This window comes from Phytohabitans sp. LJ34 (genome assembly GCF_052068095.1).
Lineage (GTDB): Bacteria > Actinomycetota > Actinomycetes > Mycobacteriales > Micromonosporaceae > Phytohabitans.
Genome location: NZ_JBQHDG010000034.1, coordinates 37,734 through 52,380, shown reverse-complemented (window position 1 = coordinate 52,380; position 14,647 = coordinate 37,734). Strand labels below are relative to the sequence as shown.

The 14,647-nt window shown below is 71.1% G+C and carries 15 protein-coding genes; 10 read left to right on the top strand and 5 right to left on the bottom strand.

All coding sequences use genetic code 11. From position 1 onward, the window contains the following. The first annotated feature begins 16 nt into the window (after nucleotides 1-16). A complete protein-coding gene (locus ACTMTJ_RS41555) occupies nucleotides 17-676 on the top strand; it encodes a GNAT family N-acetyltransferase (RefSeq protein ID WP_441224268.1) in 660 nt (219 codons plus the stop codon). A gap of 260 nt (nucleotides 677-936) precedes the next feature. Beyond that, the gene (locus ACTMTJ_RS41550; protein ID WP_441224267.1) at nucleotides 937-1,308 is read left to right on the top strand and encodes a nuclear transport factor 2 family protein; all 372 of its coding nucleotides are present in this window, start codon (nucleotides 937-939) and stop codon (nucleotides 1,306-1,308) included. On the opposite strand, the gene ACTMTJ_RS41545 is transcribed toward ACTMTJ_RS41550, so the two are convergent. The 3 genes from ACTMTJ_RS41545 to ACTMTJ_RS41535 form a co-directional block, all read right to left on the bottom strand. Then, nucleotides 1,300-2,055 carry a helix-turn-helix domain-containing protein gene (locus ACTMTJ_RS41545; protein ID WP_441224266.1) on the bottom strand — a complete coding sequence of 252 codons (756 nt, stop codon included), beginning with the start codon at nucleotides 2,053-2,055 and terminating at the stop codon, nucleotides 1,300-1,302. The two genes, ACTMTJ_RS41550 and ACTMTJ_RS41545, sit on opposite strands and share 9 nt — an antisense overlap. An 86-nt stretch (nucleotides 2,056-2,141) precedes the next feature. Further along, nucleotides 2,142-2,984: a fumarylacetoacetate hydrolase family protein gene (locus ACTMTJ_RS41540; protein ID WP_441224265.1), complete on the bottom strand. Its 843-nt coding sequence runs from the start codon at nucleotides 2,982-2,984 to the stop codon at nucleotides 2,142-2,144. A gap of 195 nt (nucleotides 2,985-3,179) precedes the next feature. Next, entirely contained in the window at nucleotides 3,180-4,628 is a 1,449-nt protein-coding gene (locus ACTMTJ_RS41535; RefSeq protein ID WP_441224264.1) for a glycoside hydrolase family 3 N-terminal domain-containing protein, read from the bottom strand. A 123-nt stretch (nucleotides 4,629-4,751) separates the two neighbouring features. Between ACTMTJ_RS41535 and ACTMTJ_RS41530 the strand changes: the two genes are divergently transcribed. Further along, a complete protein-coding gene (locus ACTMTJ_RS41530) occupies nucleotides 4,752-5,927 on the top strand; it encodes an ROK family transcriptional regulator (protein ID WP_441224263.1) in 1,176 nt (391 codons plus the stop codon). 238 nt (nucleotides 5,928-6,165) lie between these two features. On the opposite strand, the gene ACTMTJ_RS41525 is transcribed toward ACTMTJ_RS41530, so the two are convergent. Both ACTMTJ_RS41525 and ACTMTJ_RS41520 read right to left on the bottom strand, forming a co-directional pair. Further along, on the bottom strand, nucleotides 6,166-7,107 hold the full coding sequence (locus ACTMTJ_RS41525) for an ABC transporter permease subunit (protein ID WP_441224262.1): 942 nt from the start codon (nucleotides 7,105-7,107) through the stop codon (nucleotides 6,166-6,168). Next, a complete protein-coding gene (locus ACTMTJ_RS41520; protein WP_441224261.1) occupies nucleotides 7,104-8,087 on the bottom strand; it encodes an ABC transporter ATP-binding protein in 984 nt (327 codons plus the stop codon). Before ACTMTJ_RS41520 ends, ACTMTJ_RS41525 begins: the two co-directional genes overlap by 4 nt. 68 nt (nucleotides 8,088-8,155) lie before the next feature. Here ACTMTJ_RS41520 and ACTMTJ_RS41515 point away from each other — a divergent pair, with 68 nt between their 5' ends. From ACTMTJ_RS41515 to ACTMTJ_RS41485, 7 genes are all read left to right on the top strand, one after another. After that, complete coding sequence (locus ACTMTJ_RS41515) at nucleotides 8,156-8,950, top strand: ABC transporter ATP-binding protein (protein WP_441224260.1); 795 nt, start codon at nucleotides 8,156-8,158, stop codon at nucleotides 8,948-8,950. Nucleotides 8,951-8,959: 9 nt separating this feature from the next. Beyond that, entirely contained in the window at nucleotides 8,960-9,859 is a 900-nt protein-coding gene (locus ACTMTJ_RS41510; protein ID WP_441224259.1) for a ribokinase, read from the top strand. Nucleotides 9,860-9,996: 137 nt separating this feature from the next. After that, nucleotides 9,997-10,377 (top strand): YccF domain-containing protein, encoded by a 381-nt coding sequence (locus ACTMTJ_RS41505; RefSeq protein ID WP_441224258.1) that lies wholly within the window; start codon nucleotides 9,997-9,999, stop codon nucleotides 10,375-10,377. 231 nt (nucleotides 10,378-10,608) lie between these two features. Beyond that, entirely contained in the window at nucleotides 10,609-11,637 is a 1,029-nt protein-coding gene (locus ACTMTJ_RS41500) for a LacI family DNA-binding transcriptional regulator (protein ID WP_441224257.1), read from the top strand. Then, entirely contained in the window at nucleotides 11,634-12,533 is a 900-nt protein-coding gene (locus ACTMTJ_RS41495; protein WP_441224256.1) for a carbohydrate ABC transporter permease, read from the top strand. Before ACTMTJ_RS41500 ends, ACTMTJ_RS41495 begins: the two co-directional genes overlap by 4 nt. Further along, complete coding sequence (locus tag ACTMTJ_RS41490) at nucleotides 12,530-13,363, top strand: carbohydrate ABC transporter permease (protein WP_441224255.1); 834 nt, start codon at nucleotides 12,530-12,532, stop codon at nucleotides 13,361-13,363. Before ACTMTJ_RS41495 ends, ACTMTJ_RS41490 begins: the two co-directional genes overlap by 4 nt. A gap of 12 nt (nucleotides 13,364-13,375) precedes the next feature. Next, entirely contained in the window at nucleotides 13,376-14,647 is a 1,272-nt protein-coding gene (locus ACTMTJ_RS41485) for an ABC transporter substrate-binding protein (RefSeq protein ID WP_441224254.1), read from the top strand.

The following is a 14,647-nucleotide window of genomic DNA, read 5'->3' as shown; positions in this document are numbered from 1 at the left end:
AGGTAAAGTCGTGGCGATGCTCGACAAGCGCCTATACCACCACCTTGTGACCTGGCTGGGCCAGTGGCCCGCCGGTCAGCCGCTGGTCGTCGTCGGTTCCGACCGTCGCACCCAGCCGGCGTGGGATGGCCGGGTCTACCCGATGGTGGGTGTCGGCGCCCCGGGTGGCACCGTCATCTCGGTGCCGCCGCCCCGGGCCGCGGCCGCGCGGGTGCTCGCCGACCAGCCCCTCGACGACTTCCTCGCCAAGCTCCCCACCGCGCTCGGCCTCGACGCCGGCCGCCGGGCCTTCGGTGGGGTATTCCGCTACTCGCTGGAGCCCGAGCGCATGCCCGACGCCGGCGAGTGGCTGCCGCACGACGATCCCGTGGTGCCCCGCTGGCTGTGGCCCTTCGGCGGCGACGTGCTCATCGCCCGCGACCCGGACACCGGGGCCTATCTCGCGGGCGTCGGCATCAAGCGCCACGACGCCTACGGCAACGAGCTCTCCGTCGGCACCGAGGAGGCCGCCCGCGGCCGCGGCCTCGCCCGCCGGCTGGTGGCCCAGGCCGCCCGCCGCGTGCTCGACGAGGGCGCCGTCCCGACCTATCTGCACGCCCCCGACAACACCGCCTCCGCCAAGGTCGCCGAAGCCGCCGGCTTCCCCGAACGCGGCTGGACCGTCTACGGCCTCTAGCGACGTTTCAGGTTCGAGGTCGCTGTGGCCGTGAGGCCATTTCAAGATTTGAGCTACCGCGACGTCCGCGGTGGTCCAGACCGTTGCTCCCGCGGCCTCACCCGTCCGCTGTTGGTCACCCCGTGCTGTCGAGCTGCCCCGTTTGTGCGAGCAGGTCGACAGCCTCCCCGAGGCGGGTGGCCGCGCCCGCACGGCACGTCGCCCATCGCTTTACCTGGCGGGTAATCGACGGGTCGGGGAAGGCGTGACAGGGTCGAAACATGAGTGATTTCAAGGATCTCGCCGAGCGTTACATCGCCACGTGGAACGAGCCGGACGCCAACGCGCGCCGTGCCGCTGTCGCTTCGCTATGGGCCGACGACGGCACATACACCGACCCGCTCGCCTCGGTCGCCGGGCACGACGCCATCGCCGCGCTCATCGCCGCGGCCCGCGAGCAGTTTCCCGGCTTCACGTTCCGGCTGCTCGGGCCGGTCGACGGCCACCACGACATCGGCCGGTTCGCGTGGGAGCTGGTGCCGGAGGCCGGTGGTGAGTCCGTTGTGGAGGGTTCGGACGTGGCGGTCGTCGACGGGGACGGGCGCATCAAGGGTGTGTTCGGTTTCCTCGACAAGGTGCCCGCGTCACAGTGACTGTAGAAACTTCCTCGTCTCGTCGTCGGCGGGGAAGAAGCTCTCGATGGCCAGCTCGGCCACGGTCACGTCCAGCGGCGTGCCGAACGTCGCCGTGGTGCTGAAGAACGCGAGCTCCCGCTCCCGGAGGCGGAGCCGCAGCGGCACCGCGAAGTCGCCGGGGCTGGGTGGGCCGGCCTGGCCGCCGGGATAGCCGCGCAGCTCCTCGTAGAGCGCCGCCAGCTCCGTGTCACCCGTGACCAGTTGGCGGCGCAGCCGTTCGAGTAGGTGGGCCCGCCACTCGGGCAGGTTGGCGACACGGGGTGCCATCCCGTCCGGGTGGAGGGTGACCCGGAGGACGTTCATCGGCGGGGCGAGCAGCTCCGGCGCGACGCCCTCGGTGAGCACGGCCACGCTGCTGTTGGCGTCGACGAGCCGCCAGGCCCGATCCACCACCACCGCCGGATAGGGCTCGTGGCCGGCGAGGATCTGCCGGATCGCGGCCCGCACCGCGGTGAGGCGGGGCGAGTCGAGCGCCTCGGCCGGGTACGCGGGCGCGTACCCGGCCGCCAGCAGCAGCTCGTTGCGGTCGCGCAGCGGCACGTCGAGGTGCTCGGCCAGGTGCAGCACCATCTCCCGGCTGGGCGCCGCGCGGCCGGTCTCGACGAAGCTCAGGTGCCGCGTCGAGACCTCGGCCTGGATGGCCAGCTCCAGCTGGCTGAGCCGCCTCGTCTGGCGCCACCGGCGCAGGAGCTGTCCGACTGTCACCCTCTGATGCTAAGGAGTCGTGCACTCCGGGATCCCAGAGTCACGAAGCCTCGTCAACCGCAATGTCGCGAACGTGTCCCGGTGTGTCAGCCGGCCGGGGAGATCAATCGGTGTCGCATCGTGCCGAGACCCTCGATTGTGGTCTCCAGCACATCGCCCGGCGCCAGGAAGCGTTGTGGCGTACGGCCCTGGCCGACGCCCGGCGGTGTGCCGGTGAAGATGAGGTCGCCCGGCAGCAGCGTGCAGACACCGGAGAGATAGCCGATCAGCTCGGGGATCGAAAAGACCATCGCGCGGGTGCTGCCGTCCTGCATGACCTCGCCGTTGACCGAGCAGCCCAACGCGAGGTCGCCCGGGTCGCCGGCCTCGTCGAGCGTCACCAGGTAGGGGCCGACCGGGCCGAAGCCGGGGTACGACTTGGCGAGGCTGAACTGTGGCGGCTGGCCGCGCCGCTGCACCTCCCGCTCGGAGAGGTCCTGCCCGACGGTGAGTCCGGCCACGTGGCTCCACGCGTCGTCGGGGCGCACCGCCTTGGCGGCCCGGCCGATCACCGCGACGAGCTCGACCTCCCAGTCCACAGTGGTGCTTGGCAGCACGATGTCGCCGTACGGCCCGGCGATGGCGGAGACGAACTTCGTGAAGATCATCGGGTACTCGGGCAGGGGAAGCCCGGACTCGGCCGCGTGGTCGGCGTAGTTGAGCCCGACCGCGAAGACCTGCCGCGGGCGGGGCGAGACCGGGCCGAGTGTGGCCTCTTCGAGCTTGCCGGTGGGCGCGGGCCGCTGCGCCGCCCATGCCGTGAAGTCGTCCCACGCGTCGTACGCCGCCTGCGGATCGGGCCCGAACCGGCCCTCGCTCGCCGTGGCAACGTCGACAACCTCGTCGCCCGTCACGATGACGAGCCGTCCGTCATGATTCGCCAGCCGCATGCGAGGCACCCTAACCCCGAAGTGGATCAAACACGAACCGCGGGCCCGGTGGGGGGATGCCGGGCCCGCGGTTCGCTTGATTCCCCAGGCCGTGGTCTGCGACGTGCTCGAAACGCTACGTGCGCGTAAATGGCCTTTCAAGAGGAGAAGGGCGGAAATGGTCCGTTCGGCCGAGTAGCACGCGACTACGCAGAGTTACGCGAGCCCGAGTGCCTCGGCGGCGGCGCGGCCGTTGGCGTGGCTCGCCCCGTATGTCGTGACGAACGCCCGCGCGCCGGCCGGCCGCCACCGGGACGGCCAGCCCATCTCCACCACGGTCACCGGGTGTGCGGCGGCCAGCGTCTCGATCAGCGCGCGTGCCTCGGGCAGCCGGTGGGCGTGCCGCCCGACCACCACGATCGGCCGGGCGCCGGCGCGGACGAGCAGGTCGGCGGCAACAGCGTCGGCGGCCGCCACCCGCACCTGCTCGGTGCCGTTGATGTGCGGACCCAGCCCCCACGGCACCGGCCCCTCGGCGATGGTCGACGTGGCGACGAGCTGCACGACCAGCGGAGCGCCAAGCCCGTCGAGGCTGCCCTCGACCTGCACGGCGCGCCGCGCGGCCGCGTACCCGAGGTCGGTGGTGGACACCGGGGCCGGCGCGGAGCGTGACGCCCACGCGGCGAGTGCGTCGACGCGCGCGGCGGCCTCCTCGACCCGCGCGAGCGGGAGGCGCCCGTCGGAAATCGCGGCCACGATCTCGGCGGCGACCTCCTCTACCAGGGCCGCGTCCACCCGTGCGCCGATGCAGAGCAGGTCGGCGCCGGCGGCGAGGGCGGGCACGGCGGCGCGTGCGGTGCCGCCCGCCGCGAGCGCGGCACCCTTCATCTCCAGCGCGTCGGTGATGACCGCGCCGCCGAAGCCGAGCTCGGTGCGGAGCAGGTCGACGAGCGCCGCGCGGCTGAACGTGGCCGGCCCGTCGCCGGTCAGCTCGGGCACCCGGATGTGCGCCGTCATGATCGATTTGGTGCCGGCCTCGACCACCGCGGCGAAGGGTGGCAGGTCGCGGGCGCGCAGCAGCTCGAGCGGGGCGTCCACAGTGGGTAGTTCGAGGTGCGAGTCGGCGACGGTCGCGCCGTGCCCCGGGAAGTGCTTGGCGCACGCCGCCACGCCGGCCTCCTGAAGCCCGGCGACCGCCGCGGCGGCGTGCGCGGCCACCTGCTCGGGGTCGGAGCCGAAGGAACGCGTCCCGATGATCGGGTTTTCGTCCGCGGTGTTGACGTCGACGGTGGGTGCGAGGTCGAGGTTGATGCCGAGCGCGGCGAGTTCCCCGCCGATCGCCTCGTATACCCGCTGAGTCAGCGAGGCGTCACCCACCGCACCGAGGGCGGCGTTCCCGGGATATGGGCTGCCGGTCGCGTGGGCGAGGCGGGTGACGTCACCACCCTCTTCATCGATGGCGATCAGCGCGTCGTGGCGGGCCGCGCGCAGGGCGGCGGTAATGGCCGCGACCTGCGTAGGCTCTGCGATGTTGTATCCGAACAGCGTGTAACCGGCCAGCCCTTCGCCGACGAGGTCGACGGCCCAGGGTGGCGCGCTTGTCCCGGGAAAGGCGGCGAGCAGCGTACGCAGGGCAAGCCGGCGCAGCCCAGGATCGAGCGACATGGTGGGAACCCCTTCTGTCCAGCCGGCTGACCGCTCGCGCGGCCATAGCCGATTACGCTACGCCTACCCGGTTAAGTGAGTAAGGTTTAACTGTTAAGTCTCCTAAATACTAGAGGACGGTAGATGGGGTCTCCACGCCTGCCCGGCACGCCTCGGCTCCTGCGCGCGCTCAACGACCGCGCCGCGCTGGAGCTCCTGCTTTCCCGCGGCCCCCTCACCCGTGCTCAGCTCGGCGAGCTCACCGGGCTCAGCAAGGTGACCGCGTCCCAGCTTGTGGAACGGCTGGAGGAGCGCGGCCTCGTCACCCGGGTGGGTGAGCAGGCCGGCGGCCGGGGTCCCAACGCCCAGCTGTACGCGGTCACACCCGGCAGCGCGCACGTGATCGGCGCGGTGGTCGAAGCCGATCGCGTGGTCGCCTCCTGCGCCGACATCACCGGCAACGTCCTCGGCGGCGCCGAACTGTCCACCAAGGACACCGACGAGCCGGTCAAGGTCGTACACAGCGCCGTCGTGCAGGCCGCTGATAACGCGAACGCGGACCTGAGCTCGGTGCGCCGGGTGGTGCTCGGCACGCCCGGCCTGGTCGACCCGAGCACCGGCGACATCACCTTCGCGTGGAACCTGCCCCGCTGGCACCGCGGCCTGCTCGCCGCGCTCCGCGAAGACCTCAACACTACGGTCATGTTCGGCAACGACGTCAACCTCGCCGCCGTGGCCGAGGCACACGAGGGCGCGGCGAAAGGCGTCGACGACTTCGTGCTGATCTGGGCCGGCGGCGGCATGGGCCTGGCGGTCATGCTCGGCGGGCGGCTCCACGAGGGCAGCACCGGTGCGGCCGGCGAGATCGGCTACCTCCCGGTGCCCGGCGCCCCCATCCCGCGCGACACCTACCGCCGGTCGAAGGGCGCGTTCCAGCAGGTGGCCGGCGCCGACGCGGTGCGCGCGGTGGCTCGCGAGCACGGCTTCCGCGGCAGCAGCGCGGCCGAGGCCGTCAAGGCCGCGATCGCCGCCGGCACCCGCGGCGGCCCACTGCTCGACGAGCTGGCCCGCCGGCTGGCACTAGGCGTGGCGAGCACCTGCGTGGTGCTAGACCCCCCGCTGGTGGTGCTGGCCGGCGAGGTAGGCCAGGCCGGCGGCACCGCCCTGGCCGAACGCGTGCAGCACGAGGTTGCCGCGATCACGCTCGTCTCCCCGCGCGTGGTGGCGACCGAGGTGAGCGGCGACCCGGTGCTCACCGGCGCCCTCCGCACCGCCCTCAACGCCGTCCGCGACGAGGTGTTCGGCTCCACCGTCGGCTGATCTCTGGTTCTTATTCGCCCCGGTCCGCGTCAGCCGCGGACCGTATGCGCGGGGTCCCCACAGTGAAGCCCCGCGGCGAGTCACTGCCAGCGCCCGGCCCCGTCCGAAAGCCCGCCGGAGGCGCGGTAACCGCAACCAAGGACGGCGCCGGGCGAAGGCGGGCTTGAACCGCGAACCCGCTGGCCCGCGGGAGCATACGGTCCGCAGCTGACGCGGACCGGGGTAAATCTGCAACGTCCTACGCCAGATCCCGCTGGCGGAAGGTCGCGAACGCGCCACCGACGATCAGTGCGAGCGTGATCGCGAACACCGCCGCCGCATGCACCCAGGTCAGCGTGTACTGCCCGCTGATGTACCGGTCGTAGAAGGACACCTCGCCGTCCATCCACGCTCCGATGTAGCTGCTGAGCATGTACTGGTCGGGGCGGCCGGCCTCGACCACCTCGAAGACGATGCGGGCGCCGATCTCCCACACGATCGCGTACGTGGCGATGAGGCCCAGGGCCGCCGCCGTGTGGCGGCCGAGCGTGGCGGCGCCGAAGCCGATCGCCGCGGCGTAGAGCACCAGGCAGATGCCGCGCACGAGGGTGAGGGCGAGGTCGCTCCAGAACTCGGTGTCGAGGTCGCCGGGGACACCGGTCACCTCGGAGATGGCGTAGAACGCGCCGACGTAGAGGATGCTCGCCACGACCGAGACGGCGAGCACGCCCGCCAGCACCGTGGCCAGCTTGGTGCCGAGCACGGTGGTCCGCTGGGGTCGCCACAGCAGCAGGTTGGTCATGCCGCCGGAGGTCAGCTCCGCCCCGACGAAGGACGCCGCGACGAGGAACGCGAACAGCGCGAGGAAGGCGACCATGAAGTAGAGCAGCTCGGTGATCTCCTCGGAGAACACGAACACGCCGAAAAGGTAGTCTTCGATCCGCGGATCGCGCCCTACGTAGTCGTCGCAGAAGGCGGGGCTGATCTGCTGGTCCTCGCACTGTTGCCGGAGCTGCTCCAGCCGCAGCTCGGCGAGCATGACCTCCCGCTCGGCCTGCTGCCACTCCGCGGAGGTGGGCTGGTGCGAGCCGGCGACGGTGGTCGCCACCGTGATGCTGAACGCCGCGATCAGCAGCACCGCCATCAGCTGCACGAACCGGCGGGCGACCAGCCGGCTCAGCTCCGCCAGCGCCAGGTTCACGGCTGCTCTCCCAGGTCGATCTGGCCGGGCGGGGGCACCTCGTCCACCTGCTTTGGCGCGCCCGGCTCGGGCGTGGTGCCGGTGAGCTGGAGGAAGACGCTTTCGAGGTCGGGTGTGAGCGGGGTCAGCTCGGAGACCCACATGCCGCGCTGCCCGAGCTGCTCGCTGATCCACGCCGAGTCGCCGACGTCGGCGACCACGAGATGGTCGTCGTTTCTCGTCACCGGAAGGCCGGCGTTGGTGAGCACCTCGGCGGCGCGGTCCAGTTCGCCCACGCGTACCCGGTATTCGCCCCGGTCGAAGCCGGACAGCACCGCGGCCACCGGCCCGGTCGTCACCCGCCGGCCGCGCGAAATGATCGTCACGTGGTCGCAGATCAGCTCGATCTCGGCCAGGATGTGGCTGGAGACGAGCACCGTGATGCCGGCCGCGGCGAGCTCTCGCATCAGGTCGCGCATCTCGCGGATGCCGGCCGGGTCGAGGCCGTTGGCCGGCTCGTCGAGTATCAGCAGCTCGGGCTGCTTGAGCAGCGCGGAGGCCACGGCGAGCCGCTGCTTCATGCCCAGCGAGTAGCCCTTCACCCGCTCGTTGCCCCGGTCGCGGAGCCCGACCTGGGTGAGCACCGCGTCGACCCGCTCGGCCGGCACGCCGCCGGCGCGGGCGAGCAGGCGCAGCGTGCGGCGGCCGGTGAAGTTGCCGAAGAACTGCGGGCTCTCCACGATCGCGCCGACCCGCGGGGCGACCTCCGGCAGCGCGTCGGGCGCGGGCTGGCCGAGGATCGACATGTGCCCGCTGTCGGCGCGGACGAGGCCGAGCAGCGTGCGCAACGTGGTGGTCTTGCCAGAGCCGTTGGGACCGAGGAACCCGTGGACCTGGCCCGCCTCGACCGTCATGTCGAAACCGTCGAGCGCCACCCGCGCGCCGCCCCGGAAGGTGCGAAACGTCTTGCGTAGCCCCTCGATCTGGATGACGGCCGTCATGGGCCAGAACCATACGGTGCTGGTCACATCCATGGGGGGCGGCCGTTCGGACGTGGTTGGATGGTCGCGTGGCCTCGTCCGAAGATCTCGTGGTTGACCTCGACAGCGTCGGTGTCGTGCGCACCGGCTCGCACCTGCTGCACGACCTCAACTGGAAGGTCGAGCTGGACGAGCGGTGGGTCATCCTCGGGCCCAACGGGGCGGGCAAGACCACACTGCTCAACATCGCTTCCGCCCGCCTCTACCCGAGCATGGGCACCGCGCGCGTGCTCGGCGAGCAGCTCGGCCGCACCGACGTCAACGAGCTGCGCACCCGCATCGGCCTCGCCAGCGCGGCGCTGGCCGAGCGGATCCCCGGCGAGGAGCGGGTCGCCGACGTCGTGATGACCGCGTCGTGGGGCGTGGTCGGCCGGTGGCGCGAGCGGTACGAGGCGATGGACGAGATCCGCGCGCGGGCGCTGCTGGAGCAGTTCGGCGTGGCGGGGCTGGCCGACCGGGCGTTCGGCACGCTGTCCGAGGGCGAGCGCAAGCGGGTGCAGATCGCCCGCGCGCTCATGACCGACCCCGAGCTGCTGCTGCTCGACGAGCCGGCCGCCGGCCTCGACCTCGGCGCGCGGGAGGATCTGGTGAGCCGGCTGGCCGAGCTGGCGTACGACCCGGACGCCCCGGCGCTCGTGCTCGTCACCCACCACGTCGAGGAGATCCCGCCCGGTTTCACCCACGCGCTCCTGCTGCGCGGCGGCGTGGTGGTGGCGCAGGGCCTGATCGGCGACACGGTGACGAGTGAAAACCTCTCGAAGACGTTCGACGTGCCGCTGACGCTGGAGCGCTCGGGTTCGCGCTTCACGGCGCGGGCTGCTTAGCTTCCTGCTATGCGTGCGCCTCGGGTGGTCGTGGCCGGCAGCGCCAACATGGACCTCGTCGCCACCGCGCCGGTGCTGCCCCGGCCGGGTGAGACCGTGCTCGGCCACGACTTCGCGATGGTGCCCGGCGGCAAGGGCGCCAACCAGGCCATCGCGGCCGCCCGCGCCGGCGCCTCGTGCGCGTTTCTCGGCGCGATCGGCTCCGACTCGTTCGGCGTCACGCTCAAGGCGCGCCTCGCGGCGTCCGGAGTAGACAGTGCACATGCGAGGGTGGTTTACGGCTCGTCCGGCGTCGCGCTCGTCGTCGTCGACGGCGAGGGGGAAAACACCATCGTCGTGACGCCGGGCGCCAACACCGCGTTCACGTCGCTCACCGAGGCCGAGCTGGCGGCGATCCGCGGCGCGGACGTGCTCGTGACCCAGCTGGAGATCCCGGTCGAGACGGTGACCGAGGCGGCGCTGGCGGCCCGGGCGGCCGGCGTGCGGGTGCTGCTCAACGCCGCGCCCGCCCGCGCACTCCCCGCCGAGCTGCTCGACGCGGTCGACCTGCTTGTCGTCAACGAGGGCGAGGCGTTCACGATCAGCGGCCGGGGCCGCGACGACCGGGGCGCGTTGCTCTCGGTGGTGCCGCGCGCGGTGGTCACCATGGGCGACGAGGGCGCCTGGTACGGCGACCGCGACGGCACGTCGGCACACGTGCCCGCGGTCAAGGTGGAGACGGTCGACTCGACGGCGGCGGGCGACGCGTTCACGGGTGCGCTGGCCGTGGCGTGGGGCGAGGGCCGCGAGATGGTCGAGGCCGTGCGCTGGGCCTGCGCGGCCGGCGCCGCCTGCGCACGGCGGCTGGGTGCGTCGGTGTCGCTGCCGCAGCGCGCCGAGATCGACGCGCTTTTCACCGCCGCCGCTTGATCCGTTCAGGTGAGGAGCGAGTTGGCGCGGCGGCGTCCGGACTGAGCCGCCCGCCGACGCAGTCGGGCTTTCGGGGTGGCGTCGCCTTTGGCGCCGCACGTGCGATCGAACTTGGCAGGCTCAGGCATCCTGGTGGCATGCTCCGCTTCATCCTCAACCTGCTGTGGTTGATCTTCGGGAGCGGGATCGTGCTGGCCATCGGCTACGGCCTGGCCGCGCTGATCTGCTTCGCCCTGATCGTGACCATCCCGTTCGGCGTCGCCTCGCTGCGGCTGGCCTACTACTCGCTGTGGCCCTTCGGTCGGACGCTGGTGACCAAGCCGAGCGCCGGCCTGGCATCCGGCATCGCCAACGTGCTGTGGGTGATCGTCGCCGGCTGGTGGCTGGCCCTGATGCACATCACCGCGGGTATCGCCCTGTGCATCACGATCATCGGCATTCCGTTCGGCATCGCCAACTTCAAGCTGGTCCCGGCCGCGTTCTGGCCGCTGGGCCGCGAGGTCGTCGAGCTCGACTGACCCTCCGCCCGTAGGGCGCGCTCTTTCAAAGGCATTTGAGCTACCGCGACGGACGTCGCGGTAGCCCAAATCTCTCTTCCGATCTGGATCTCCCTCGAGACCACGGAGGTCGGCCGGGGCGGTCCGGCGCGGGTCGGTTGGAAACGAGATCGTAACGAAGGGTTGACTCGCGAGGTGATCTCGGGGCAGGCTGCTGGAAACGTTTACAGCTGAGTTCCGGAGGTACGACCTGTGGGTCGTAAACGTTTACAAGATGCTGCCGACGGGCGGCCGACGGTGCACACCGTCGCCGCTCGGGCGGGCGTGTCGATCGCGTCGGCCTCCCGGGTGCTCAACGGGCTCGGCGGCAGCGCCGAGACCACGCGGCGGGTGCGGGAGGCGGCGGCCGCGGTCGGATACGTGCCCAACGCGATCGCGCGGTCCCTCCAGTCGCAGCGGACCGGGCTGATCGCGCTGGCCGTCGAAGACATCGGCAACCCGGTGTACGTGGCGATGATGCGGGCGATCGAGGCCGTGGTCGCCGAGTCGGGACACCAGCTGCTGGTGCATGCCACGGGCGGCGACGTGCCCGGCGAGACCGCGTTACTGCGGCGGCTCGCGCACCGTTACGTCGATGGCATGATCATTTCTCCGATCCGGATCACCGACGCGCACGTGGAGGCGTTGACCGCCAGCCCGGTGCCGGTGGTCGTCGTCGGCCAGTTGCCCGAGGACGTGCCCGTGGACAACGTGCGGGCCGACTCGCGCACCGGCGTCGCGCTCGCCGTGGACCATCTGGTGGGCGTCGGCCGTAGCCGGATCGGGTTTGTGAACGGCCCGCTGGACACGGTGCCGGGTGCCGCCCGCGACGCCGGTTTCCGCGCCGCGATGGCACGCCACGGGCTCGACGTCGACCCGGCGATGGTCGAGGTCGGCGACTTCCAGTACGCGCCGGGGCGAGCCGCCGCCGAGCGACTCCTGGCACGGGCGAACCCGGACGCCATCGTCTGCGCCAACGACCTGATCGCGGTCGGTGCCCTCCACGCGCTGCTGGTCTCCGGCCGTCGGGTGCCCGAGGACGTGGCGCTGGTCGGCATGGACGACACCGAGCTCGCGCAGATGTCGTTTCCGCAGATCTCGTCCGTCTCGCTCGGCTCTGGCGAGCGTGGCCAGCTGGCCGCGCGCCTGCTGCTCGACCGCATCGCGGACGGCACGCTGAAGCCCCGGCGGGAGCACGTCGCACCCAGCCTGGCCGTCCGATCGTCGAGCACCGTCCAATGACGACATTCGCCGAGGCCCGCCGGCGGTCGGACCGGACGACCGTCTACCTCTTGCTGCTGCCCGCGCTCCTGCCGGTGCTCGTGCTCTCCGTCGTGCCGCTGCTGCGCGGCATCTACCTCGGGTTCACCGACGCGCGCGCCGGCCGCAACGTCGACACGAGCTTCACCGGCGTCGAAAACTACCGCGAGCTGATGAGCGACGACCTCTTCTGGAGCGCGTTCCGGATCGGGCTCGTGTGGTCGTTCGGCGTGACGATCCTCCAGTTCGTACTCGCGCTGGGGCTCGCCCTGCTGCTCGACCAGCCGCTGCGCTTCCGCGGCTTCGCCCGGGTGATGGCGCTCGTGCCGTGGGCGATGCCGCCGGTGATCGTCGGCATCATGTGGCGGCTCGTCTACCACCCGGACGCCGGCCTGCTCAACGAGGTGCTCTACCGGGGCGGCGCGGAAGGGTTGCGGCACAACTGGTTGGGCGACTTCAGCACCGCGCTGCCCGCCGTCATCCTGGTCGGCATCTGGGCCGGCATGCCGCAGACCACCATCGTCCTGCTCGCCGGCCTCCAGGGCGTGCCGCGCGAGCTGCACGAGGCGGCCGCGGTCGACGGGGCGTCGGCGTGGCAGCGCTTTCGCAGCGTCACGATCCCCAACCTGATGCCGGTCATCATCGCCATCACGTCGCTCGATTTCATCTGGAACTTCAACTCGTTCGGCCTTGTCTACGTGCTCACGGCCGGCGGGCCGGGTGGCCGCACGATGCTGCCGATGCTCTTCGCGTACGAGGAGGCGTTCCGCTACGGCAACTACGGCTACGCCGCCGCGCTGGGCAACGTGATGGTGGTCATCATCGTCGCGCTCCTCGCGCTGTACCTCAGGCGGCGGCTGCGGGAGGCGAACGCATGAAAGCCAGCCGCACCACGCGCACCCTCCAATACATCGCGCTCCTCGGATACCTCGTCTTCCTCGGCTTTCCGCTCGTCTGGATGCTGTCGACGAGCTTCAAGCCGCCGCGGGAGATGGTGGAGATCCACCCCACGCTCGTCCCGCACAACCCGACGCTCGACAACTACGTCGACGCGTTCACCGAGCAGGAGCTCGGCCGGGCGGCGCTCAACAGCCTCCAGGTGTCGCTGGCGACGGCGGTGCTGACCGTGCTGGTGGCGCTGCCCGCCGCGTACGCGCTGGCCCGCTTCAAGACCCGGCTCGGCACGGTCGCGCTCGGCTGGGTGCTGCTGTCCCAGCTGTTTCCGTTCGTGCTGCTGGTGATCCCGCTGTTTCTCATCCTCCGACAGGTCGACCTGGTGAACACCCACGCCGGCCTCGTCCTGGTCTACGTCGTGTGGGCACTCCCGTTCGCGCTGTGGATGCTGCAAGGCTTCGTCCGCAACATCCCGCGCGAGCTGGAGGAGGCCGCCGCCGTCGACGGTGCCACCCGCTTGCAGACGCTGCGCCGGGTGGTCGCCCCGCTGCTCGCCCCCGGTGTGGTGGCCACGTCCCTGTTCGCCTTCATCTCCGCGTGGAACGAGTTCTTCTTCGCGCTCGTGCTGCTCAAGAGCCCCGACCTCGCGACCCTGCCGGTGACGCTGGCCAGGTTTGTCGGGGTGGAGGGCATCGCCCGGCTCGGCCCCCTCGCCGCCGGCTCGCTGCTGGCGACCATCCCGAGCCTCCTCTTCTTCGCGTTCCTACAGCGCCGGCTGACGTCCGGTTCGCTCGCTGGTGCCGTCAAGGGTTAGGAGTACACCCCCATGTTGAGAAAGTTGGTCGCCGTTTCCGCGGCGCTCCTCATCGGACTGTCGGGATGCGGCAGTGGCGACGACGACACATCGTCCGAAGGCCCCGTCAAGCTTCGCTTCCTCAGCCTCGCGTGGCAGAAGGACTCGCTGGCCGCCAACCGCGAGCTCGTCGACAAGTGGAACGCCGAGCACCCCGACATCCAGGTCGAGTACGTGCAGGGCGACTGGAACTCCGTGCACGACCAGCTGCTCACCTCGTTCGAGGGTGGCGACGCGCCGGACATCTTCCAGTACGAGAGCGCGTCGATCGGCGAGTTCGCCAAGCAGGGTTACCTGGCCGACCTGTCCGGCCTCCTGAGTGACGGCTTCAAGTCGGAGGTCAGCCAGGGCATCTGGGACACGGTCACGGTCGACGGCAAGGTGGTCGGCGCGCCGTTCCTGCTCGAGTCGCAGGTCGTGCTCGCCAACAAGAAGCTGCTCGACGCGGCCGGCGTGACGGTGCCGGCGGCGGGCCAGGCGTGGACGTGGGACGAGTTCCAGGCCAACGCGCAGAAACTCACCAAGGGCGGCACGTACGGCGTCGCGTGGGCGCTCAAGTCGCCGACCAACCGGGTGATGAACCTGTCGCTCAACTTCGACGGCAAGTTCTTCTACACCGACGGCGGCAAGACCGAGGTGCGGGTCGGCGACGCGGAGAAGGAGATCCCGCGCCGCATCCACGACATGATTTACGTGTCGAAGACGGCCTCGCCGGACGCGGTCGGCATGGGTGGCACCGACCCGCTGCCCGGCTTCTTCGCCGGCAAGTACGCGATGCTGCCCGGCGGTGTCTTCCTCCGCCAGCAGATGGTCGAGCAGGCGCCGGCCGGCTTCGAATGGGTGACGCTGCCGCCCATCAAGGGCAACAGCGCCAACCAGGCGGCCAACCCGCAGACACTGTCTATTTCGGAGGACTCGGCGGGCAAGAAGCAGGCGGCGCAGTTCATCGAGTACTTCCTCAACCCGGCCAACCAGGCCCGCCTGGCGCAGGGCGACTGGCTTGTGCCGACCGGCAAGAAGGCCGGCGAGGAGCTGGTCAAGGCGACCGGCGGCAAGCAAGGCTGGGACGTGGCGGTGGCCAGCGCGGCCGACCTGACGATCGCTCCATTCCAGACGGTCAGCGGCTACCCGGAGTGGAAGACGAAGTTCGCCACGCCGGCGCTCCAGCAGTACTTCGCCAACAAGATCACGCTCGACCAGCTCGGCACGCAGCTGGTCGACGGTGGGAAGCAGGTTCTGAGGTAA

What these genes read in the sequence shown, in the direction of transcription:
- ACTMTJ_RS41550 (WP_441224267.1), top strand. Translation starts at nt 937, where the DNA reads ATGAGTGATTTCAAGGATCTCGCCGAGCGTTACATCGCCACGTGGAAC.
- ACTMTJ_RS41540 (WP_441224265.1), bottom strand. Translation starts at nt 2,984, where the DNA reads ATGCGGCTGGCGAATCATGACGGACGGCTCGTCATCGTGACGGGCGAC.
- ACTMTJ_RS41485 (WP_441224254.1), top strand. Translation starts at nt 13,376, where the DNA reads ATGTTGAGAAAGTTGGTCGCCGTTTCCGCGGCGCTCCTCATCGGACTG.
- ACTMTJ_RS41510 (WP_441224259.1), top strand. Translation starts at nt 8,960, where the DNA reads ATGCGTGCGCCTCGGGTGGTCGTGGCCGGCAGCGCCAACATGGACCTC.
- ACTMTJ_RS41490 (WP_441224255.1), top strand. Translation starts at nt 12,530, where the DNA reads ATGAAAGCCAGCCGCACCACGCGCACCCTCCAATACATCGCGCTCCTC.
- ACTMTJ_RS41505 (WP_441224258.1), top strand. Translation starts at nt 9,997, where the DNA reads ATGCTCCGCTTCATCCTCAACCTGCTGTGGTTGATCTTCGGGAGCGGG.
- ACTMTJ_RS41520 (WP_441224261.1), bottom strand. Translation starts at nt 8,087, where the DNA reads ATGACGGCCGTCATCCAGATCGAGGGGCTACGCAAGACGTTTCGCACC.
- ACTMTJ_RS41495 (WP_441224256.1), top strand. Translation starts at nt 11,634, where the DNA reads ATGACGACATTCGCCGAGGCCCGCCGGCGGTCGGACCGGACGACCGTC.
- ACTMTJ_RS41535 (WP_441224264.1), bottom strand. Translation starts at nt 4,628, where the DNA reads ATGTCGCTCGATCCTGGGCTGCGCCGGCTTGCCCTGCGTACGCTGCTC.
- ACTMTJ_RS41530 (WP_441224263.1), top strand. Translation starts at nt 4,752, where the DNA reads ATGGGGTCTCCACGCCTGCCCGGCACGCCTCGGCTCCTGCGCGCGCTC.
- ACTMTJ_RS41555 (WP_441224268.1), top strand. Translation starts at nt 17, where the DNA reads ATGCTCGACAAGCGCCTATACCACCACCTTGTGACCTGGCTGGGCCAG.